We start from the raw sequence: 20,236 nt of genomic DNA on the forward strand, positions 1-20,236 counted from the left end.
TTACGGCTTTCCTTTTGTAATTGAGTACTGGTAAGATAATTTATACCCGTTATCAAACTCTAGTATTTCTTCTGAATTTATTGATCTTTTGATCACTATCTCCGCTATTGATTTAATAACTTGTTTAGGTTCTGCGTCCATGCAATGTATGCTCATGGAGTTAATGGCCATGTCAGCGCTAATTACCCGGTGTTCAACAACCTGAATGAGCAGCTGCTTATCACTTTGGTAGAGCTTGAAACCAGGCCCCTCCGTCATCCATTTTTTGTACTTTGTAGCGCCCCACGGGCCCTTGCACTTTATTGCTTGATATTGAGTTGATGATATTTTGATATAGATAGGCTCGCTTCCTTTGATATCTGTACTTTTATCGATAGGTTGTTCTGTGTAGAGGTTTGATCCATTAGGAACAGAGATCTGTATCGCTATCATTTCGGCAGCAGCGTCAAGTGAGCAGAATATGTAAATAAGAAAACACAAAAACTGACATTTTTTAATTGAAGTGCTGGCCATCTTGATTTCAATAAATGGTTTTTGTTTTTGGGAGTATGGCGCTTAAATGAATCTCTAGGGTTGTCTTCTGTACTAATAATAGCGCCTTGATAACGAGGTGTTGGTTGGATAGTATCAAAGTGTGTATTTAGTCCTGTTTTCACCTTTAAATTGGTACAGGAGTACCAATTTAAAGGTTTGAGTAGCTCAATTGACAATAATTTATATAAAAGGTGTGGCTATGAAGACTTTAGCGTATATGGGAGTAATTCTGGTTTTAATAGTATCCGTTGGATGTTCTGAACGGCCTGAATCCAGAGTTGAGGACAGTTCTAGTAAGGTTGATTTTCAAAAGCAACTATTAAAAAAACTGATATCTGCAAAGACCGGGGATGTTATTACTATTCCTGAGGGTAAATTCCATATTAATCGTAGTTTATCCCTGAATATTGATGGGGTAACGCTACGTGGAGCTGGCATGGATAAATCTGTCCTCTCCTTTGAGGGGCAAATTCAGGGTGCTGAGGGGATATTAGTTAATGCCAGTAACTTTACTATTGAGGGGTTGGCTATTGAGGATACCATAGGCGATGCCCTGAAAATTAATGAGGGCAAAAACATTATCATCAGGGATGTTCGTGTTGAATGGACCAATGGCCCGTCTACCCAAAATGGTGCCTATGGTATTTATCCTGTACAGACTGAAAATACTTTAATCGATGGTGTGGTAGCTATTGGTGCTTCAGATGCCGGAATTTATGTCGGTCAGTCGCGGAATGTTATTGTTCGCAATAGCCGTGCAGAATTTAATGTGGCGGGTATTGAGGTAGAGAATACGATCGGTGCAGATGTTTACAACAATATTGCTGTGAATAACACTGGGGGAATTCTTGTTTTTAATATGCCTAATCTTCCGCAGCCAGGGCACAGTACACGTATCTACAACAACCAGATAAAGAATAATAATACTAAAAATTTTGGTCATGAGGGCACGCCAGTTGCTGCCGTGCCAGCAGGATCTGGGGTGGTTATTAACTCGAATGATCGGGTGGAGATTTTTGAAAATGATATTTCTGATAATGATACCGCTAACATATTGATCAGCAGCTATTTTACGGCTGGATACTATAGTGATAAGTCTACGCAGGCTGATTTTGACCCATACCCGGAGGGTATTTATATCTATGCCAATAACTTTTCTGGTGGTGGTATATCGCCAGATCATCTTAAGCTAAAAGCTCTGAAGTTAGCTATGTTTGGAATATCAGGTGCGTTGCCGGATATTCTTTGGGATGGGGTGGTTGATCAAAGTAAACTGGTGGATGGTCAATTACCTGAGGCATTAAAGTTATGTGTTGATAACGAGCCTGCAGGAATTCTCAATATAGATTTTGGAAATGAGTATAAGAATATATCCACGGATATAGTACCTCATCAGTGTCATTTGGAAAAGCTTACCAAAGTAGTTTTAGATTTTGATTCAAAGCTGGAAAATGAAGACCATTTGGCAGTGATAGAGGTAGCTAATGAAGAATAATAATCAAATAAGTAGGAAGCTTATCTACTCTATTTGGAGTCTTATATTATTGGTTGGCCTTGCGGGGTGTGAATCATACAAAAAGGATGTTCATTTATTTCCAGTAGAAGAGGTACCCGAAAAACTCAGTGCATGGAATTTATTGAGGCTGGAGAAAGGTGTGCTCTTCCCTGCGGAAAGAGCATTGCCTTACGATTTAAATACGGGGTTATTTACCGATTATGCTCATAAGTTCAGAACTGTCTGGCTGCCTGAGGGGGCTTTTGCAACCTACGGAGAAGAACAGTTTAATTACCCTGTCGGAACTATCCTAAGCAAGACATTTTACTATCCACAGGAGAGTAGTGGTGTAGTTCGTCGTACCGATGACTTCTCTGCGGATTATGTTGAGGGGCACTTTGGGCAGGCACTTGATTTAAATCGTGTCCGTCTCGTTGAGACACGACTTTTAATCCGCAGGCAGGAAAATTGGCAGGCGCTGCCCTATGTCTGGAATAAAGAGCAGACTGAGGCAACTCTTGAGATTGCTGGAGATGTGAAAAATTATCAGTTGGTTAGCCTGAGCGGGCAGCAGGAAAACCTTAGCTATGTAGTACCTGACGCCAATCAATGTGCTGGTTGCCATGCAGAAAAGTTTACTGACAAAGCCATTTCTCCTCTCGGCCCTAAAGCTCGACATCTGAATAAAGACTATCCCTATGGTAGCGGAGTAGAGAATCAATTGCTGTTTTGGCAGAAGGCCGGCTATTTACGTGGGCTGCCTGATCTGAAAAGTTTGCCGAGAAATGCCAATATTTACGATGCGACTGTGTCGCTCGAGGATCGCGCCAGGGCTTATTTGGATATCAATTGTGGCCACTGTCACAATCCCACTGGGCCGGCAGATACCTCAGGGCTTATGTTGCATCATGGCGAAACTGATTGGCGCAAACTTGGGCTATGTAAACCGCCTATTGCTGCGGGTACAGGCAGTGGAGGGCATTTATTTGCAATAGTACCGGGAGAGCCTGAAAATTCTATTTTGAATTTTCGTGTAGAGTCTACCGCGCCTGGGGCCATGATGCCTGAATTAGGTAGAAGCATGGTGCATACAGAGGGCGTTGAATTACTAAAGCAGTGGGTAAGCTCCCTATCGGGAAGCTGCACTTAATCTTTATTGGAAGCTATCTGGAAAGAGCTATATGAAGAGGAGTTGGGTATGGAGGGGACAACTCCATACCCGTTTCCTGGAGACGAGTAATTCAGAAAGATTCAGCCGTATGCTGCAGTTTCAGCAACAACTGTTGCAGCTGGAATTAATCCGTTGATCATCAAGGTGACGGTGCGTTCCAACAGCGGTGAGTCGATAGCAATAGCACCGCTCAAAATTTCATACTCAAGGTTCAGGATCGTACCGTGAGCAATTTGTGCAGCCGCTTCAGAATCAGCCAGACCCAGTAATTGGAAGAATTCCTTAATCATTGACTCTCTGGCGTGATTGGCCATCCGCACCGCGCGGGTCAGCTGCTCATTGCGAAGCGCTTCATTGCGGAATGCCAGTTCAACCAATCTGCGATCCCGGTCTTCAGCCTGGGTGCGGACATGAGTAAGAATAAAACGGGTCAATTGTTGAATCAGCAGTTTACGACTGCTATGTGATGCCCGTTCCTGTGCGGATAAATTACGTGCCGCACTAAAACTCTCTTCATGCAGTTGGCGTGTAGCCTCGAGTCCCTGCTCAACAAAATAAGTAAATGAATCGCTGATCAGGTCATTCAGGTCTTTGAAATAATAAGTAGTAGCCGCGAGAGGAACGTTAGCTTCGCGGGCGACTGCACGGTGCCTGATGCCGCGGATACCTTCTTTAACGATCAGTCTCAGGGTGGCCTCTAGAATCGCCTTGCGCCGCAGACGGCTATCTGCGCGTTGGGCCCGGCGGCCGTGGTAGACCAATTCAGACTTTCCAGTGTCTACAGTCATAGCATTATCCCTGTCTTATTGCGTTGGCGCCGATAGCAAGGTGAAGCTGGTCGGCCGTGCCATTCTAGCCAAACAAAATTAAAAAAAGGGAATAATGCTATTACATTCGATTACACGAATATTGCACTGGTACAGCGCAATAAATGTAAAAAAGTGGGGATTTGATGATGTATCTCATCATACTGAAAAAGTGAAAGATGAAAAATCCGCAAGATACAGATTAGTGAGGGGGTTCACATTTTGGCTTTTGGTGAAAAAATTAAGTTCTGCAATCGATTGGCAGGATAAATAGCCATTCAATTGCAGAATTAAATTGGTTAGCTGCTGCTTATCTTAAGAGATTTTTCCGGTAACACGTACGCGCTTTGAGCCTGGAATGATCTTAACTTTCTGGCTTTTATGTCTTTCAATACCGATATCAATAGCGTTTTTTGCTGCGATCAATAAGCCGGCGACAAGGAATGCACCGGGAGGAAGCACGGCAACAAGAACGCCTGGATAGTCACTGCCAAAAATTGAAATACCCCAATCTTTTGCCATTGAACCAAATAACAAGTCCATATCTGAAAATAGCGTGCCTTGGCCAAGAATTTCTCTGACTGCGCCAATGGCGATGAGTACTGCAGTGAAACCTATACCCATCATAAATCCATCTGCCAGGGACGGAAGCACGGGGTTTTTACTGGCAAAAGCATCTGCTCGCCCGAGGATCGCACAGTTGGTTACGATTAGCGGGATAAAAATACCTAGCACCAAGTAAAGCTCGTAGGTATAAGCCTTCATCAATAGCTCAACGCAGGTAACGAAGGTGGCGATGATCATAACGGAGGCTGGTAAACGGACAGTATCCGGAATTTGTCGTCGGATTAGGGAGACCGCAAGGTTGGAGCAGGTGAGAACTCCGGTAGTGGCCAAACCGAGGCCGATGCCGTTCACCACGGAACCGGTGACCGCCAGCAGGGGACAGAGGCCAAGCAATTGCACCAGCGCGGGGTTATTTTTCCACAGCCCATTTTGGGCGATTTCTGTGTAGCCGGGAGTTGCCATCAGTTCTGCTCCTCAACCGCCGCAGGTACTTGTTCCGAGTCGATTTCAGAGTTCTCAATCTCTACCGCTCGATTGGACATTGGCGCATTAAATATTTGTTCGTGGTGCTGGGCTACAAACTCAAGCACCTGGTGCACTTCATTGACAACAGCGCGAGGAGTAATTGTTGCGCCAGTAAATTCATCAAAAACACCGCCATCCTTTTGTACTTTCCAATCGGCTGAAGGCGGATTTTTTAGTGACAGGCCGTCAAACTGGAGCACCCAGTTACTTTTTTTCAGCTCGACTTTATCGCCCAGCCCCGGAGTTTCTGTGTGGCTTGTTACCCTGACGCCAGCAATAGTGCCATCGCGATTCACACCAACGAGTATTTTTATCGGGCCGGAATATCCATCCGGTGTGACTGCGGGCACAATGACTGCAGAGACTTTTCCGTCCTCTTCCCGCGCGAGATTGATATCTCCACCTTGTTGCAGGCCTAGCTGATTCCAGTAAGGTTTTGGAATTGGATAGGTGTCTACCAACATGTCATTACTGTGCCGTTCCAATGGGATAATTTCCAGTAGTGCTTTCGCCGAAGCTTCCCGGATAGCTCTCTCAATCGGTTCTTTAGTCGTAATTTGGGTCACTGCGAGTGTACCTGCAGTGACCAGGGCGATAAGAGTGAGAACGGCGGCATTGGAGGCCATTGACTGTTTAAGCATCAGCTCTCCTCCAGGTCGGTAGCGCGGCGGGAGCCCTTGTGGCCATAGGTCCGTGGAAGCGTGTAGTTATCAATGGTTGGTGTTGCAAAGTTCATCAGCAATACAGCAAAAGCCACCGCATCGGGGTAAGTGCCCCAGGCCCGGATTACATAAGTGAGCAGCCCCACACCGGCCCCAAAAATCAGGCGGCCCCGGTTACTGGTGGCACCGCTGACAGGGTCGGTAATAATAAAGAAGGCCCCAAACATGGTGGCCCCAGAAAATAAATGCAGTACGGGGGATCCCTCTGACAAGGAACTGCCGCTGTCGTAGAAAAACAGGGAAATCAGAGTGAGGGTGGTGAGCATGGCAACCGGTGCATGCCAGGTAATAATGCCGCGAAATAATAAGAACAGCCCACCTAACAGGAATCCGAAGCTGACGGTCTCCCAACCGACTCCAGCAAATGTGCCTTTATTGAGGACCGGCTCCATTTCATAGAGCTGGGATAGAAGCACTGACTCGTTTAACCGCACGATTTCCAGCGGTGTAGCGCGGGTAAAACCATCGACATTGTAGCTACCGATTACCAGAGAGAAGGCTTCTTCCAGGCTAGGTGTCCCACCGATAACCTCTGCAGCTCCCACCCAGCGGGTCATATCTACCGGGAAACTAATCAGCAGGACAACATAGCCCACCATTGCGGGGTTAAATGGGTTGTACCCCATGCCGCCATAAAGATGCTTGGCCAGGACAATTGCCACCGCAGTGCCCACTATCGGCAGCCACCAGGCACAGTAGGCTGGAAGCGCGATACCGAGCAGCAGTGCAGTTACAAAAGCACTGCAATCCCGCAGATAGAATGCTGCCGGCCTGCCGCGCAATCTCATTACCGCTGCTTCACACAGAAGCGCTGTGATTGTGCACAGGGCAATATTGATCAGCACCCCGATACCGAAATAAATCACCATCGCCAGCACACCGGGTATGGTGGCCGCAGCGACTTGTAGCATGACTTTGGTGGTGTCATTGCCGGAACGGGCGTGAGGGGAGGTGGCGCGCATCAGAGACATTATTGCTTTCCGTCCTGTGCTGCTTTTTGTTCGCGCATTTTGTCTTCCAGTTTCTTTTGTAGCTTCTCCAGGGCACTTTCGAATGCGCCCAGATTGGCATCATCTTCATCCCGAGCCTTTTGCAGGCGAGCCTCAGCTTTGGCGACGCGCTTGCGCAGTGCTTCGATATCTGCAGCAAGTCTGTCGGCGTCACTCATCTGGGCCCGCGCCTCTGCGGAGGCACGGGCTTTGGTAATTGCCCGCACAGCTGCATTGGTTTCTTCCTGGTTGGGCTCCCGGGCGGTATCCCTATCGGCGCGTCGTTCGGCAAGGGTCAACTTGTGTTGTGCTTCCAGCAATTTCACTTCAGCAGCTTTGAGTTGAGCTGCCAATTGGTCGCGCTGGCTCTCATCGGCAGCTTCCAGTTTATTGCGCATGCGTTCCACCCGGCTCTCGGCACTGGAGAAAGTACGCTGGGCGCGGGCCAAAAGCTGCTTAGGATCCTCCTGGCGGGACTTAACTCGCGCCAGGGCGGCGGCGACAACATCTGCTTCCTGCTTTTCGGCTTTGGCAGTCGGAGTTTCAGGATTTTGTTCCCTTTGCTGGCGAGCTTGTTCAGCGGCTTTGCGCCGGGCTTCGCGTTTCGCTTCTTTCTCTTTTTCAGCTTTTTCAAGGCGCAACTTGCGGAACTCGAAACGATCGCGTGCGCGATCGGACTTTTCTTTTTCCGCTTCAGCAGTGCGAATTGCACCTTTGGCAGCGCGGTAGTACTGAACCAGGGGAATCGTACTGGGGCAGACGTAAGAGCAGGCACCGCACTCGATACAGTCAAATAGGTTATAGGCCTGTAGCTTCTCCCGTTCGTCGGCGCGGGCATACCAATAGAGTTGTTGCGGTAGCAGGGAAGCCGGGCATGCCTCTGCGCAAAAACCGCAGCGAATACAAGCTTGGGCCACCGGTGCTGGAGGTAGCTCCTCACGGGTCGGTACCAGCAGGCAGTTGGTGGTTTTCACGATTGGGGCGCGTTGATCGTCAATCGTATAACCCATCATCGGACCGCCGATGATCACCTTTTGCATCAGGCCCCGATGGACACCGTGATATTTGAGGATATGTTCTATGGGAGTGCCGATAGGTACGTCGATATTGCGCTGCTGCTCCAGCGCTTTGCCGACAACAGTCGTCACTCGGCTGATCAGGGGTTCGCCAAACCGAATCGCGCGATATACCGCGCGAGCAGTGCCGACATTCTGGCATACAATCCCCACATTGGCCGGTAGCCCTTTGTTGGGCACTTCTCGGCCGGTAAGGATTTGAATCAGCTGTTTTTCGCCGCCGGACGGATACTTTGTGGGGAATACCACGATATCGAATCGAGTGCCTTCGACAGCTTTGCGCATCGCGCGGATAGCTTTGGGCTTATTGTCTTCGATACCAATCAATACCCGTTCGGGCTGGTCGAGGATATGGGCAAGAATTTCCACGCCGGCGATAATTTCGTCGGCACGCTCCCGCATAAGCATATCGTCGGCAGTGATATAGGGTTCACACTCTGTGCCATTGATAATCAAAGTATCAATTTCGGCGCCGCCGTGAGGGTCTAGCTTCACAGCGGTTGGAAATCCTGCACCGCCCATGCCGGCAATACCGCAGTCGCGGATCTTGTCCAGAAGCTCTATCGGTGAAACCTGGAGGTAATCTTCGCAGGGGGTGAGATCGCACCAGGCATCGTCGCCGTCTGTGCGAATGACAATGCAGTCCTCCAGCAGACCCGAAGGGTGGGGCACTGGATAGGGTTCAATGGCCATAACCCTGCCGGAGCTGGGAGCATGCACTGGACAGCTAATGAAACCGTCGGCCTCGGCAATCTTTTGTCCCTTTAATACCTTATCACCGAGGTTCACCAGCGGTATGGCGGTGGTACCAGAGTGCTGTAGCAGTGGTACGATCAAGTCCTCGGCGAGGGGGATCACTCCTATAGGCTCACCGGTACTCTGGTGTTTGTTCTCGGGAGGGTGCACTCCGCCGGGGAAGTCGTTGGGGCGCAGCTCGCGCGCTTTTTCACTGGCAATCAGTTGTGCCTCGCGGGCTGCGCGTCTCTCCTGAACGGCCTCTCTTTGCTTGGTCTTGCTATCTACGGGGTTCAAACCGCGCCTCCCCCGGTATGTTCTTGAATAGTGCGGCGATCGCTGGCAATCAGCACCGAGCTATCGCTGGGCTTGTGTGGGTGCCAATCCTGTAAAGCGGTTTCCAGGGGAACCATATCGATACAGTCAACGGGGCAAGGTTCGACACAAAGGTCACATCCTGTGCACTCATCGGTGATCACCGTGTGCATATATTTGGCGGCGCCCGCAATGGCATCTACCGGACAGGCCTGAATACATTTGGTGCAACCGATGCACTCTGCCTCGCGGATAAATGCCACTTTTTTTACATCTTCAACGCCGTGCTCGGCGTCCAACGGCATGGGCTCTATATCCAGCAGATTGGCCAACTCATTGATAGTGGCCTGCCCGCCGGGGGGGCACTTGTTGATGGTATCGCCGTGCACTATCGCTTCTGCGTAGGGGCGACAGCCGGGGTAGCCACACTGGCCACATTGAGTCTGTGGCAACAGGGCATCGACCTGCTCAACGAGTGGGTCACCCTCCACCCGGAAGCGAACGGCGGCGAAACCCAGCAGGGCACCGAATACCAATGCCATGCCACCAAGCACCAGCAGGGGAGAAGAAATTTGTGAAATCCAGTCCAGCATTTCGAAACCCTATACCAGACCGCTAAAGCCCATAAATGCCAGTGACATCAGTCCGGCAGTGACCATACCGATTGCGGCGCCGCGAAATGGCAGCGGGACATCGGCGGCAAAGAGGCGCTCGCGCATCGAGGAAAACAAGATTAATACCAGGGAGAAACCCACTGCTGCGCCAAACCCGTAAAGAGTGGATTGTATAAAAGTATGCGCTTTCATAGTGTTCTGTAGGGCGACACCCAACACGGCACAGTTGGTAGTGATCAGCGGTAGAAAAACGCCTAACACCTTGTACATCAACGGGCTGGTCTTCTGGATAAACATCTGCGTGAACTGTACGACAACAGCAATCACCAGAATAAATGAGATGGTGCGAAGATCTTCAATACCAAAGGGGGCCAACAGATAGGTGTTGACCAGGTATGAACAAATAGAGGCCAAAGTAAGTACAAAGGTGGTAGCGCCGGCCATACCCACAGCGGTCTCCAGTTTATTGGAAACTCCCATAAACGGGCACAGGCCGAGAAACTGCACTAACACATAATTATTGACCAAGATGGTGCTGAGCAGAATGACGGCAAATTCGGTCATAACAGGTCCGGTTAAAGCCCGAGGGCGGAGTGGCGCGAACAGCGGCAATGGCGTCGGCAGGGTTAAGGTGAGACTAGCACCTTCCTTGTGAGCACCGTCGAATGCCGCGCAGGGCGGCTATTATGGTTGAGTCGCTTGGGGGCTTCAACTCGTGAGGAGGGTGGCAGGGGAAAAGGGCCGACAAAGGGCCACCTCTGGATCAAAAGGACTCCACTTGGAGCAAAGGTGGAGGCCTTTGTGGATACTATTTGCAGTACCTATGTCAATTTGAAACGATAGGTACAAGATGGGTAACCCAGTTTGGTACTTGGTGTTAAGCGTGGGGTAGAGGCAATACAGTATATTGACGCGGTATGCGTGTTTTTGCTTGAGAGCAACCTTAAATTCAGTTGGAGCAGTTTAATGTCGAACGAAACCTACACTCCCCCCAAGGTTTGGCAGTGGGATAAGGAAAGCGGGGGCGCTTTTGCCAGTATCAATCGGCCGGTAGCGGGTGCGACCCATGATAAAGCGCTGCCGCAGGGGCAGCACCCGATGCAGCTCTATTCTTTGGCCACGCCGAACGGGGTTAAGGCGACGGTGATGTTAGAGGAGTTATTGGAACTCGGGTTTGAGGGAGCCGAATACGATGCCCATTTAGTCCGTATCACTGAAGGAGAGCAGTTTGGCAGTGGTTTTGTTGAAGCAAACCCAAATTCCAAGATCCCGGTCTTAGTGGATCACAGCACTACGCCACCAATCCGGGTATTTGAGAGTGGCTCCATACTGCTTTACCTGGCGGAAAAGTTTAATGTCCTTTTGCCCCATACACCCGAGCAGCGCACTGAGGCATTGAATTGGCTCTTCTGGCAGATGGGCTCGGCCCCTTACCTGGGAGGAGGCTTTGGACACTTTTATGCCTATGCACCGGAAAAATATGAATACCCGATCAACCGATTTGCTATGGAAGTAAAGCGCCAGTTGGACGTATTGGACCAACAGCTGGCGAAGCATCCGTATGTGGCGGGAAGGACTTATACCATCGCCGATATTGCGATCTGGCCCTGGTATGGGGCTCTGGTGCGCAATGAAGCTTATAGTGCGGCGGAATTTCTCGATACCCAGAGTTATAAAAATCTCAATCGTTGGGTGGGGGAAATTGCAGAGCGGCCAGCAGTAAAGCGCGGACGAATGGTCAATCGAACCTGGGGTGAGCCCAGCGAACAACTACATGAGCGCCACAGCGCCGGTGATTTTGACAATAACACCCAAGATAAAGTGACCGATAAGGATGTTGATTAATACAGGGTATTAATAGGTAAGGCTGGCACAAGGATGTGCCAGTATCTATTTTCTATGGTTATTTTCCGGTGCCCCTCTTTTTAGAAGTGGCCGTTGAATTAATTTTTATATAAAGAGTAGCGTCGGCTAAAAAGCCCTCATAGACAGCATAAACTGAACCACCTGTGAGGTGCGGGGCAATTGCCATAATTTTTCCGCCGCGAAGCCGGCGATTAAAGCCAGGCCTAAAACCAATGGCAGGGGAATTCCCTGTAAACGCTGCTGAACATCTTGCTGTTGCTGATTTACGATTGCCAATACACTGAGCCGCTGTCGCTCCGTATCCCGGCTGCATTGTTCGATCTGTTTATTTAAAGACTTCAGTGACATCGTTTAAAGCCTCTTTAACTTGTCGCTTGGTCTCTTCAAAACCCAGTAGGGGCACCAGCTTCTTTTGATAAACGATAGCTCCCGCCAAAATAGCGACCTGGATAAGAATAAATACCAGAAATGCCAAATAAATAGACTGGGAAAAATAGTAGGCAATCAGCCCAACGCCTCCACAGAGACTGACGATGAGGGCCGCACTTAGAGGCAGTAACATCAGTTGCAGGGCAACAATACGCTTGCCGGCTGCAATCGTTCTATCCAACTCCAACTGAAATAGCTTTTGAATATTAGCCAACCAGGCAGTCAGTAGGGTCAGTGTTGCCTCGGCGCGAGCAAGGGTAGCTTCAAGGCTATTTTCACCTTCTCCATCAGAGTCTTTCCCTGAGGGAGAAGGTGAAGACTGACCCGGGCTGCGCTCCTGCGCAGCGGAATCGGCATTCTCGCCAGACGCTTGGGACTTTTTTTCATTGCCCATCAGGGGGTGTCCTTACCAGTCGAAAAAAAGAGAGAAGCGTTACTTAAAGAGCTTCGCAATTGCCCAGCCAACAACAAATGCACAGCCAACAGCGAGAATGGGGCGCTCCCGAAGTGAGGACTCCGCTTTTTCCATTACATCGGTGGCACGTTGTCTCTGGGACTCTACAGAGGTCCGGGCCCTCTCTTTCAAGCTGCCAGCAGCTTGTGAAGCGGCCTCTCCAGCAAGATTATAGGCCTGTTGCAGCTTCTCCCTACTGGAGTTCGTATGTGGAGATCTTGCGGTTGCCATCAGGTTTCTCCTCTCGGGGTTTAATTGCCGAGGAAGTCTATAGTCCCGCGTGGTAATTCCCACTTGAAAAAGGGGTTTTTTTCACGCGATTTTTGCAGGAAAAAGTCCCTGTCTCTGCTACTGATCTTGGACTATGGCTGGCAGCTGTTCGGGCCCGGTCGTAGTTTCAAACGGCAAAAGCCGGTCTGAGTTCACAGAGGGGATTAGTCCTCGGACCGGCAGATGCCTGAGATGGCTTGGGTTAGATAAAAGCGAGTTGTTTATGGATGGCTGGTACTCTCACTTTTCCAGGTTTCAATATTCTCTACGACCCCGTTGAGTAGGCGCTGGCGTGATTCACGGCTGATCCAGGCGTTGTGGGGGGTGATAATCAAATTGGGGATATCTCTGTCCAATAGTGGGTGACTGGCGGGTGGGGGCTCCTGGCTGAGGACATCCAGCGCCGCCCCCCCAAGGTGTCCACTGCGCAAAGCATCCGCCAGTGCCTGTTCATTGACCAGCCCGCCCCGAGCCGTATTGACCAGGAGTGCGCCGGGTTTCATCGCGGCGATGAATTGCTCGTCTACCAGCTGATCGGTTTCTTCTGTGAGCGGGCAGTGCAGACTGATGACATCGGACTCTGCACACAATTGTTGCAGTGGCGTCCTGCCTTCAGCGGGTGTGCCGCTAAATGATTCAGCCACCAGTACCCGCATGTCCAGGGCTTCCCCCAGTTTTGCCACCTTCTGCCCGAGGGCACCAAAGCCAATGATACCGAGTGTTTTTCCTGCGAGTTCAACCACTGGGTGATCGAGCAGGCAAAAAATTGTAGATTGGCTCCAGCGTCCGGCAAAAACATCGTTGTGATAGCGGTGCCACCTGGAAGCAAGAGCCAGGATCAGGGCAAGAGTGTGCTGTGGTACAGAAGCCCCCGCATAACCTTTAACGTTGTACACCGGAATATTTAATTCCTGTGCGGCGGCGAGATCGATGTTATTTGTACCGGTTGCACAAACACAAATCATTTTTAATTTGCTGGCTTGCTCCAATAATGTGCGGCTTATTATGACTTTATTGGTTATTACCACCTCGGCCTCGGCGATTCGCTCCGCGACTTTTTCGGCGGGAGTCGTTTCATAGAAGTCCCACTGGTCTAGACTATTTGTTAGGGCCGAGGTATCCAGCTCCTCAAGCTTCATTGTCAAAGTGTCCAGAAATACGCCGCGCATGACATCTCCTCGATAGATTTGCAGTGTGGTGGACATGCTACGGCAGTGAAGAGGGAATGCACAACTTTGCTGGCCAGCGGCCTTAACTGCGCATATTCGTGGCTACGGTTGGTTTGTCGGGGCCTTTCTGTCGCAATTGAAGAGGGCCTCTATGGGAATATCGTTTACCGCTGCCAGTCTTGTTTTAATTTCTGCATTTCTACACGCGGGTTGGAATTTACTGGGGAAGTCTCGCACACCAACTCCCGCTTTTTTCTGTATCGCGACTCTCAGTGTTGGAATTTTTCTTTTACCGCTAAATTTTTGGTTGCTATATCAGGTTGATTCGCTCCCGCGAAGTTTCTGGATCCTCCTTATCGGTAGTGGTTTTTTTCAAATGATTTATATGGGGGGCTTATCCCTCGCCTACCAGCGAGCCAATATGGGATTGGTCTATCCCGTTGCTCGAGCATTGCCGGTATTGCTGGTTGCACTGGCAACGGTATTGTTGGGGCAATCGCTACCTCCACTCGCCTGGGTGGGAATGCTGTTGGTGACAATTGGCTGCCTGCTGGTACCGCTGGTGTATTTCCGCGAGTGGCACTGGAGAGCTTATTGGCGCGCGGACTGCGCCTGGGCGCTGGTCGCAGCCATTGGCACTGTGGGCTATTCACTGGCAGATAAAGGGGCGCTGATTTACCTGGGGGATGCTGCGGGAGGCACTGTCCCTGCGCTTGTTCTGGCCTACAGCTATTTGGGGATGCAGTTTCTCGCCTGTGGTGTATGGCTGCTTCTGGGGTGCTTGGGTCAGAGTGGCACTGCGCCATTGATCCAAAGTTTTCGGGATTTGAAGGTCGGGGCTCTGACCGGTGCCATGATGGGAGCGACTTACGGCCTGGTACTGTTGGCGATGACAATGACTGAAAATGTGAGTTATGTAGTCGCCTTAAGGCAGTTGAGTATTCCCCTGGGCGTGGGTTTGGCGGTCTGGTTACTCAAGGAGCCGGCACACAGGCCCCAGCTGCTGGGAGTGGGGCTGGTGTGTGCCGGCTTGATTGCAGTTTCCCTGCGTTAGCGCAGGGAAATTACATTACGCGCATACCGGGTTTGGCGCCCTCGTGGGGCTCCAGTATCCACAGGTCCTTACCTCCGGGACCCGCTGCCAGAACCATACCCTCACTGACACCAAAGCGCATTTTGCGCGGCGCCAGGTTAGCGACCATAACGGTGTGCTTACCTTCCAGGTCTTCAGGGGCGTAGGCGCTTTTAATACCGGCAAATACCTGGCGGGTTTCGCCGCCCAGGTCCAGGGTTAAGCGCAGCAGTTTACCGGCGCCTTCAACATGCTCAGCTTTGGCGATCAGGGCGATCCTCAAGTCTACTTTGGCGAAGTCATCAAACTGGATTTCCTCAGCAATGGGGTCCTCTGCCAGAGGGCCGGTAGCAGCTTTGGTTTCCGCTTGTAGCTGGGCCAGGGATTCCGCAGCCGCATCCATAACTGCATCTACCTGGGTTTTCTCCACCCGTTGCAGCAGCGGCTTGAACTTCTTGATTTCGTGATCTGTCAGCGGTTTGGTTGCGCTGTTCCAATCCAGCTCACTGTTGAGGAACTCCGCCGCTTTTTGTGCAGTGTTGGGCAATACCGGGGCGAGCCAGGTGATCAGGGCGCGGAACATATTCACACCCTGGGAGCAAATAGCCAGAACCTCAGCTTCGGTGCCCTCCTGCTTGGCCAGGGACCAGGGAGCCTTGTCGGCGATCCAGGCATTGGCGGCGTCGGCCAGAGCCATAATGTCGCGCATGGCGCGGGCGTATTCTCGCTGCTCGTAATACTCAGCAATTCGTGGAGCCGCTTCTACAAATTGGTTCCACAATTGTTCGTCGGCCAGTTCGCCGGCCAGCTTGCCACCGGACTTGCTGACAAACTTGGCGGTGCGGGAGGCGATATTGACTACTTTACCCACCAGGTCAGAGTTCACCTTGGCGATAAAATCGTCTAGGTTCAGATCCAGGTCATCGACGCCACCGGTCAGTTTGGCGGCGAAGTAGTAGCGCAAATACTCAGGGCTCAAGTGATCCAGGTAGTTGCGGGCATTGATAAAGGTGCCGCGGGACTTGGACATCTTCTTGCCGTTTACGGTAAGGAAGCCGTGTACGCAAACTTTATTGGGGGTGCGGAAGTCCGCTGAGTCCAGCATGGCTGGCCAAAAGAGTGCGTGGAAGTTGACGATATCCTTGCCGATAAAGTGGTAGACCTCGGCGTCGCTGTCTTTTTTCCAGTACTCCTGCCAGTCCAGCCCTTTGCTGTCGCAGTAGTTTTTGAGACTGGCCATATAGCCAATGGGAGCGTCGAGCCACACGTAGAAATATTTGCCCGGCGCATCGGGAATTTCGAAACCGAAGTAAGGGGCGTCGCGGGAAATATCCCACTCTTGCAGGCCCTCTTCCAGCCATTCGGCCAGCTTGTTGGCCACTTCATCCTGGAGAGTGCCGGAACGGGTCCACTCGCGCAGGTATTCGGTGAATTCGGGCAGGGTAAAGAAGAAGTGCTCTGACTCCTTTTCTACCGGAGTGGCGCCGGAGATTGCTGATACCGGATCGATCAGTTCGGTAGGGCTGTAGGTGGCGCCACAGGCTTCACAGTTATCACCATACTGGTCGGGCGTGCTGCAGCGGGGGCAGGTTCCCTTGATATAGCGATCCGCCAGGAAAAGCTGTTTCTCTGGATCGAAAGCCTGGGTAATAGTGCGCGATGCGATGTGGCCGTTTTCGCTGAGGCGGCGGTAGATCATTGCCGACAGCTCGCGGTTTTCCTCTGAATGGGTGGAGTGATAGTTGTCCACACCAATTAGGAAGTCGGCGAAGTCGCGCTCGTGTTCTGCCTGCATATTGGCGATATGCTGTTCCGGGGTCAGGCCCAGTTGTTCAGCCTTCAGCATAATTGCAGTGCCGTGAGCATCGTCGGCACAGATATACAGGCAGTTATTACCGCGCGCACGCTGGAAGCGGGCCCAAATATCGGTTTGGATATATTCGAGCACATGGCCCAGATGTAGGGAGCCATTGGCATAGGGCAGTGCGCTGGTGACGAGAATGTTGCGCGTATCGGACATCGGTTTTTCCATCGCTGTGGGGTTGCGGCCAGGGACTCACGGAGAGTGGGCCGAAGATCGTCAAAAGACCGCGGAATATAGCAGATTTGCACTATGTCGTGGAGGGATCAAGCTGGCTTATGTGAATCCTTGTTTGGCTGCTGTGGCTGGTGTTAGGCCGCGTCATCCGACACAATGCGAGCCAATCTAGAAGCGCTGAGAGGGAGATACCGTGAGCGATCATCATCACGATCATGACGAGCTGTCACAGGAAGTTCAGGCTGAACTGGAGCGACTGGCGGAGTGCCTCGGCCAGTTGCATGATCCTGCCAGTGGCTTGCCGCTGGATGATTTGGACGCAGAAATTGAAGTTGGGTATGAGGACGAAACTGTTTTCGCCGGGATTACCCTGGGATATCCGTGTGCGAGCCAGGAGGCAGACTGGCACCAGAGAGTAGAGGAAAGCTGTCAGCCGCTGTTGAAAGCCGGGCCCCTCAAAGGCTCTAAGTTGCAGTTTGAGCTGTTCAGCGATATTCCCGCTACGCCGACTTCCGGGGCGCCGGAAACTCTGGCGAAGGTAAAAAATATTGTTGCCGTGGCGTCGGGTAAAGGCGGGGTTGGCAAGTCCACGACTGCGGTCAATCTGGCCCTGGCCCTGGCGGCGGAAGGTGCCCGGGTTGGTTTGTTGGATGCTGATATCTACGGCCCGAGCCTGCCCACTATGCTGGGAACTGAAGACCAGCGCCCGCATGTGAAAGAACAGAAATTCTTTGTGCCGGTAGAGGCCCATGGAATAGAGACAATGTCTCTGGGGTACCTGATGACCGAGGAGACCCCTGCGGTATGGCGCGGGCCTATGGCCAGCGGCGCGCTCAACCAGATTCTCAGTCAAACCCTGTGGGGGGAAAGTCGGGATGGGCTTGATTACCTGGTTGTGGATATGCCCCCGGGTACTGGGGATATTCAATTGACGCTGGCACAGAAAACTACCTTGGCCGGTGCGGTAATTGTAACTACCCCTCAAGACCTGGCACTAAAAGATGCCATTAAGGGCGTGGAGATGTTCCGCAAGGTATCGGTACCTGTGCTGGGTATTGTGGAAAATATGGCGCTGCATACTTGTTCCAAGTGTGGTCACAGCGAGCCAATTTTCGGTACCGGTGGCGGTGAGCGAATCGCTGCAGAGTACGATACCCATTTACTGGGAGAGCTTCCGCTGGCACAGAAAATCCGCGCCGATGTGGATAGCGGGCAACCCAGTGTTATTTCCGATCCAGATAGTGAAATTGCTGGTTTTTATTGCGAAATTGCCCGCAAGGCTGCTGCCCAGATCTGGTTAAACAGCAGTGATGACAGCGATATGCCGGAAATCGAAATAAGTTGAACCCATTCGCGATATTGATCACAAAGAAATAATTTTCTTTGTTTTTCTATTTTTACCGGGCTCCAATATTTCTATATTGATGCAGCCCGGTGCCCCTCATTGAAGTAAGCCGTACTAGTTTGTTCCTTGTTTTATGGTACAGATTTCCTTTTAGCGATAGCCCACTTCTGTCGCGCCCTGGGTAAATTAGAAACTTCAAAATATTTCACAGAATTACCTGGTAAAAAACAGGGGTATTTTGATCGTACTAGTTACTTATTGCTTTAAAAATCATAAAGCCGATATTTTTTTGCGATATAGACCGCTTATGATTTTTAGGTGGCAGTATTTGCAGGTTTTTTGTCGCTTATTAAATGTAGTTGGGGCTGAGGGTATTAAAACGGGTTTACAGGTGCAGTATTTTCGCCGACAAACGTCAAACCCTTTATACGGATGTTGGATTGCCGTTGAGGTAGAAGTAAATATCAGGAGTGTACGAGAAAAAAGTCTGCCTTATTTCGCGTTTTCAATACAGGTAAGACAATAAAAAGAGGCATTGCGGAAGCTGTAGTCGATAAAAATAAAAAAGACAAGCGCACGGGTGCTGTTATCAATGAATTTTCATATTAGCTATCGGCCGGCGGGTGGAATAGCGCGTGTGCTTTTTTTTGGTCCGGTGGGGTATAAGGACAAAATAGAAGCCATTGCACTACTGGTGGAAAAGTATCGCCACCGAAAACCCCTACGTGTACTACTTGACCTGCGTTATGCGCGCAGCAAAACCACACTGGAGGAACACCAGAAGTTTATTCACTTTATTGCTGAGAACCCTGTGCTGCGACGGGCATTTATCGCGGTGTTACATCCGCGAGGGCGCTGGACCTGTCCGCTGCCGAGCCATGGCTCCTGCCTGTGCAGGCTCAGTTCTAGGGAGTTCGTTGTGGAGGCCGAGGCAGAGGCCTGGCTAGCCCAGATAAAGGTCGTACCTCAGCCTCTTGCTCTCTAGGGGAGGAGTTAGGCCTACTGGTTGCGCGCCTGTTGGGCTTCAGCCTGGCGGCGGCGCTCCTCCCTCTTTTGCTCGCGGCGGGAGACGGTTTGCGCGCGGGCGTCCTGGCCAATGTGTACTTCACCGCGCTGTTTGGCTAGCTGAATTTGCTTTTCGCGCTCGCGGAAACGGGCTCGGTCGGCTTCAGGCACCTTGTCGTGGCAGTGCGGGCAGCTTACACCCTGCTCGAACAGGGGAGATTGCTGGTCTTCCTCAGTGATGGGCATGCGGCATGCATTGCATTGATCATATTTGCCGCGTTCCAGGTTGTGGTTGACTGTCACCCGCTCATCGAAAACAAAGCACTCGCCTTCCCACAGGGATTCTTCTGCTGGGACTTCTTCCAGGTATTTCAAAATACCGCCGTGGAGGTGATATACCTCTTCAAAGCCCTGCTCTTTCATATAGGCTGTGGACTTCTCGCAGCGGATACCGCCGGTGCAGAACATGGCGACCTTCTTGTGCTTGGCTGGGTCCATATTCTCTTTTACGTACTGCGGGAACTCGCGGAAAGTCTCAGTTTCCGGGTTGATGGAATTCTTGAAAGTACCGACCTGGAATTCATAGTCATTGCGGGTGTCCACGACAACAACCTCTGGGTCGCTGATCAGGGCATTCCAGTCTTTGGGTTTGACATAGGTGCCGACGGTGCGCAGTGGATCAATGCCCTCTACACCCATGGTGACAATTTCTTTCTTTAGCTTCACTTTACTGCGCAGGAAGGGCATTGCCTGGGTGATGGACTCTTTGTAGTCCAGGTTGGCGAGGCGCTCGTCTGACTTCAAATGGGCTAATACCGCGTCGATACCTTCGCGGGAGCCGGCTACAGTGCCATTGATGCCCTCTTGGGCCAACAGCAGGGTGCCGCGAACACTGTTTTCTTGCATCACCTCCAGCAGTGGGGCGCGAAGCGTTTCAAAGTTCTCAAGGGTAACGAACTTATACAGTGCACAGACAACAAATTGGTTCATGGTACTTCCTCAGTTGCGGGCCGGATCGCAAATCCGGAGCAGAAAAAAT

Annotated in this window: 20 protein-coding genes; 6 read left to right on the forward strand and 14 right to left on the reverse strand. The window is 51.0% G+C overall.

The features are described 5' to 3' along the window. On the reverse strand, nt 1-513 hold the full coding sequence (locus ACJJIQ_RS23955; protein ID WP_445363223.1) for a hypothetical protein: 513 nt from the start codon (nt 511-513) through the stop codon (nt 1-3). 220 nt (nt 514-733) lie between these two features. Here ACJJIQ_RS23955 and ACJJIQ_RS23960 point away from each other — a divergent pair, with 220 nt between their 5' ends. Together ACJJIQ_RS23960 and ACJJIQ_RS23965 are read left to right on the forward strand one after the other, a co-directional pair. After that, entirely contained in the window at nt 734-2,029 is a 1,296-nt protein-coding gene (locus ACJJIQ_RS23960; RefSeq protein ID WP_445363224.1) for a parallel beta-helix domain-containing protein, read from the forward strand. A 160-nt stretch (nt 2,030-2,189) separates the two neighbouring features. Next, the gene (locus ACJJIQ_RS23965) at nt 2,190-3,179 is read left to right on the forward strand and encodes an SO2930 family diheme c-type cytochrome (RefSeq protein ID WP_445363225.1); all 990 of its coding nucleotides are present in this window, start codon (nt 2,190-2,192) and stop codon (nt 3,177-3,179) included. Between the two features lie 101 nt (nt 3,180-3,280). Here the strand turns inward: ACJJIQ_RS23965 and ACJJIQ_RS23970 are convergent, their stop codons facing one another. The 7 genes from ACJJIQ_RS23970 to rsxA all read right to left on the reverse strand — a co-directional run bounded on the left by ACJJIQ_RS23970 (nt 3,281) and on the right by rsxA (nt 10,113). Then, complete coding sequence (locus tag ACJJIQ_RS23970) at nt 3,281-3,988, reverse strand: TetR/AcrR family transcriptional regulator (RefSeq protein WP_282934272.1); 708 nt, start codon at nt 3,986-3,988, stop codon at nt 3,281-3,283. Between the two features lie 333 nt (nt 3,989-4,321). Next, a complete protein-coding gene (locus ACJJIQ_RS23975; protein WP_282934271.1) occupies nt 4,322-5,035 on the reverse strand; it encodes an electron transport complex subunit E in 714 nt (237 codons plus the stop codon). Next, nucleotides 5,035-5,739, reverse strand: a complete 705-nt coding sequence (rsxG, locus tag ACJJIQ_RS23980; protein ID WP_445359406.1) for an electron transport complex subunit RsxG — start codon at nt 5,737-5,739, stop codon at nt 5,035-5,037. The genes ACJJIQ_RS23975 and rsxG overlap by 1 nt, the downstream gene beginning before the upstream one ends. Continuing rightward, complete coding sequence (locus ACJJIQ_RS23985) at nt 5,739-6,791, reverse strand: RnfABCDGE type electron transport complex subunit D (RefSeq protein ID WP_445363226.1); 1,053 nt, start codon at nt 6,789-6,791, stop codon at nt 5,739-5,741. Before ACJJIQ_RS23985 ends, rsxG begins: the two co-directional genes overlap by 1 nt. Continuing rightward, nucleotides 6,791-8,842 (reverse strand): electron transport complex subunit RsxC, encoded by a 2,052-nt coding sequence (rsxC, locus tag ACJJIQ_RS23990; protein WP_445364849.1) that lies wholly within the window; start codon nt 8,840-8,842, stop codon nt 6,791-6,793. Before rsxC ends, ACJJIQ_RS23985 begins: the two co-directional genes overlap by 1 nt. Before the next feature lie 71 nt (nt 8,843-8,913). Continuing rightward, nucleotides 8,914-9,528 carry an electron transport complex subunit RsxB gene (gene rsxB / locus ACJJIQ_RS23995; protein ID WP_444895199.1) on the reverse strand — a complete coding sequence of 205 codons (615 nt, stop codon included), beginning with the start codon at nt 9,526-9,528 and terminating at the stop codon, nt 8,914-8,916. Between the two features lie 9 nt (nt 9,529-9,537). Further along, nucleotides 9,538-10,113 (reverse strand): electron transport complex subunit RsxA, encoded by a 576-nt coding sequence (gene rsxA, locus ACJJIQ_RS24000; protein ID WP_108731788.1) that lies wholly within the window; start codon nt 10,111-10,113, stop codon nt 9,538-9,540. A 402-nt stretch (nt 10,114-10,515) separates the two neighbouring features. Between rsxA and yghU the strand changes: the two genes are divergently transcribed. After that, complete coding sequence (gene yghU / locus ACJJIQ_RS24005; protein WP_444895198.1) at nt 10,516-11,394, forward strand: glutathione-dependent disulfide-bond oxidoreductase; 879 nt, start codon at nt 10,516-10,518, stop codon at nt 11,392-11,394. A 126-nt stretch (nt 11,395-11,520) separates the two neighbouring features. On the opposite strand, the gene ACJJIQ_RS24010 is transcribed toward yghU, so the two are convergent. From ACJJIQ_RS24010 to ACJJIQ_RS24025, 4 genes are all read right to left on the reverse strand, one after another. Beyond that, on the reverse strand, nt 11,521-11,763 hold the full coding sequence (locus ACJJIQ_RS24010; RefSeq protein ID WP_413664387.1) for a hypothetical protein: 243 nt from the start codon (nt 11,761-11,763) through the stop codon (nt 11,521-11,523). Continuing rightward, nucleotides 11,741-12,238, reverse strand: a complete 498-nt coding sequence (locus tag ACJJIQ_RS24015; RefSeq protein ID WP_413664388.1) for a hypothetical protein — start codon at nt 12,236-12,238, stop codon at nt 11,741-11,743. The genes ACJJIQ_RS24010 and ACJJIQ_RS24015 overlap by 23 nt, the downstream gene beginning before the upstream one ends. A 39-nt stretch (nt 12,239-12,277) precedes the next feature. Beyond that, complete coding sequence (locus tag ACJJIQ_RS24020) at nt 12,278-12,529, reverse strand: hypothetical protein (RefSeq protein WP_282934265.1); 252 nt, start codon at nt 12,527-12,529, stop codon at nt 12,278-12,280. 260 nt (nt 12,530-12,789) lie between these two features. Further along, on the reverse strand, nt 12,790-13,737 hold the full coding sequence (locus ACJJIQ_RS24025; protein ID WP_445363227.1) for a D-2-hydroxyacid dehydrogenase: 948 nt from the start codon (nt 13,735-13,737) through the stop codon (nt 12,790-12,792). A gap of 151 nt (nt 13,738-13,888) precedes the next feature. Here ACJJIQ_RS24025 and ACJJIQ_RS24030 point away from each other — a divergent pair, with 151 nt between their 5' ends. Continuing rightward, complete coding sequence (locus ACJJIQ_RS24030) at nt 13,889-14,791, forward strand: EamA family transporter (protein ID WP_445363228.1); 903 nt, start codon at nt 13,889-13,891, stop codon at nt 14,789-14,791. A 10-nt stretch (nt 14,792-14,801) separates the two neighbouring features. Here the strand turns inward: ACJJIQ_RS24030 and metG are convergent, their stop codons facing one another. Then, nucleotides 14,802-16,829, reverse strand: a complete 2,028-nt coding sequence (metG, locus tag ACJJIQ_RS24035; protein WP_445363229.1) for a methionine--tRNA ligase — start codon at nt 16,827-16,829, stop codon at nt 14,802-14,804. A gap of 211 nt (nt 16,830-17,040) precedes the next feature. Between metG and apbC the strand changes: the two genes are divergently transcribed. Both apbC and ACJJIQ_RS24045 read left to right on the forward strand, forming a co-directional pair. Beyond that, nucleotides 17,041-18,192, forward strand: coding sequence for an iron-sulfur cluster carrier protein ApbC (apbC, locus tag ACJJIQ_RS24040; RefSeq protein WP_413664391.1), 1,152 nt, complete (start codon nt 17,041-17,043; stop codon nt 18,190-18,192). Nucleotides 18,193-18,784: 592 nt separating this feature from the next. Further along, nucleotides 18,785-19,177, forward strand: coding sequence for a hypothetical protein (locus tag ACJJIQ_RS24045; protein ID WP_282934259.1), 393 nt, complete (start codon nt 18,785-18,787; stop codon nt 19,175-19,177). Between the two features lie 14 nt (nt 19,178-19,191). Here ACJJIQ_RS24045 and trhO read toward each other — a convergent pair whose 3' ends face one another. Then, nucleotides 19,192-20,187, reverse strand: coding sequence for an oxygen-dependent tRNA uridine(34) hydroxylase TrhO (gene trhO / locus ACJJIQ_RS24050; protein WP_445363230.1), 996 nt, complete (start codon nt 20,185-20,187; stop codon nt 19,192-19,194). Between the last annotated feature and the right edge of the window lie 49 nt (nt 20,188-20,236).

The sequence above is a fragment of the Microbulbifer maximicatervae (SeqCode) genome (genome assembly GCF_052468295.1).

Coding starts and splice junctions, on each gene's coding strand:
- ACJJIQ_RS23955 (WP_445363223.1), bottom strand. CDS start 513: ATGGCCAGCACTTCAATTAAAAAATGTCAGTTTTTGTGTTTTCTTATT.
- ACJJIQ_RS23960 (WP_445363224.1), top strand. CDS start 734: ATGAAGACTTTAGCGTATATGGGAGTAATTCTGGTTTTAATAGTATCC.
- ACJJIQ_RS23970 (WP_282934272.1), bottom strand. CDS start 3,988: ATGACTGTAGACACTGGAAAGTCTGAATTGGTCTACCACGGCCGCCGG.
- ACJJIQ_RS23975 (WP_282934271.1), bottom strand. CDS start 5,035: ATGGCAACTCCCGGCTACACAGAAATCGCCCAAAATGGGCTGTGGAAA.
- rsxG (WP_445359406.1), bottom strand. CDS start 5,739: ATGCTTAAACAGTCAATGGCCTCCAATGCCGCCGTTCTCACTCTTATC.
- ACJJIQ_RS23985 (WP_445363226.1), bottom strand. CDS start 6,791: ATGTCTCTGATGCGCGCCACCTCCCCTCACGCCCGTTCCGGCAATGAC.
- rsxB (WP_444895199.1), bottom strand. CDS start 9,528: ATGCTGGACTGGATTTCACAAATTTCTTCTCCCCTGCTGGTGCTTGGT.
- rsxA (WP_108731788.1), bottom strand. CDS start 10,113: ATGACCGAATTTGCCGTCATTCTGCTCAGCACCATCTTGGTCAATAAT.
- yghU (WP_444895198.1), top strand. CDS start 10,516: ATGTCGAACGAAACCTACACTCCCCCCAAGGTTTGGCAGTGGGATAAG.
- ACJJIQ_RS24010 (WP_413664387.1), bottom strand. CDS start 11,763: ATGTCACTGAAGTCTTTAAATAAACAGATCGAACAATGCAGCCGGGAT.
- ACJJIQ_RS24015 (WP_413664388.1), bottom strand. CDS start 12,238: ATGGGCAATGAAAAAAAGTCCCAAGCGTCTGGCGAGAATGCCGATTCC.
- ACJJIQ_RS24020 (WP_282934265.1), bottom strand. CDS start 12,529: ATGGCAACCGCAAGATCTCCACATACGAACTCCAGTAGGGAGAAGCTG.
- ACJJIQ_RS24025 (WP_445363227.1), bottom strand. CDS start 13,737: ATGCGCGGCGTATTTCTGGACACTTTGACAATGAAGCTTGAGGAGCTG.
- ACJJIQ_RS24030 (WP_445363228.1), top strand. CDS start 13,889: ATGGGAATATCGTTTACCGCTGCCAGTCTTGTTTTAATTTCTGCATTT.
- metG (WP_445363229.1), bottom strand. CDS start 16,829: ATGTCCGATACGCGCAACATTCTCGTCACCAGCGCACTGCCCTATGCC.
- ACJJIQ_RS24045 (WP_282934259.1), top strand. CDS start 18,785: ATGAATTTTCATATTAGCTATCGGCCGGCGGGTGGAATAGCGCGTGTG.
- trhO (WP_445363230.1), bottom strand. CDS start 20,187: ATGAACCAATTTGTTGTCTGTGCACTGTATAAGTTCGTTACCCTTGAG.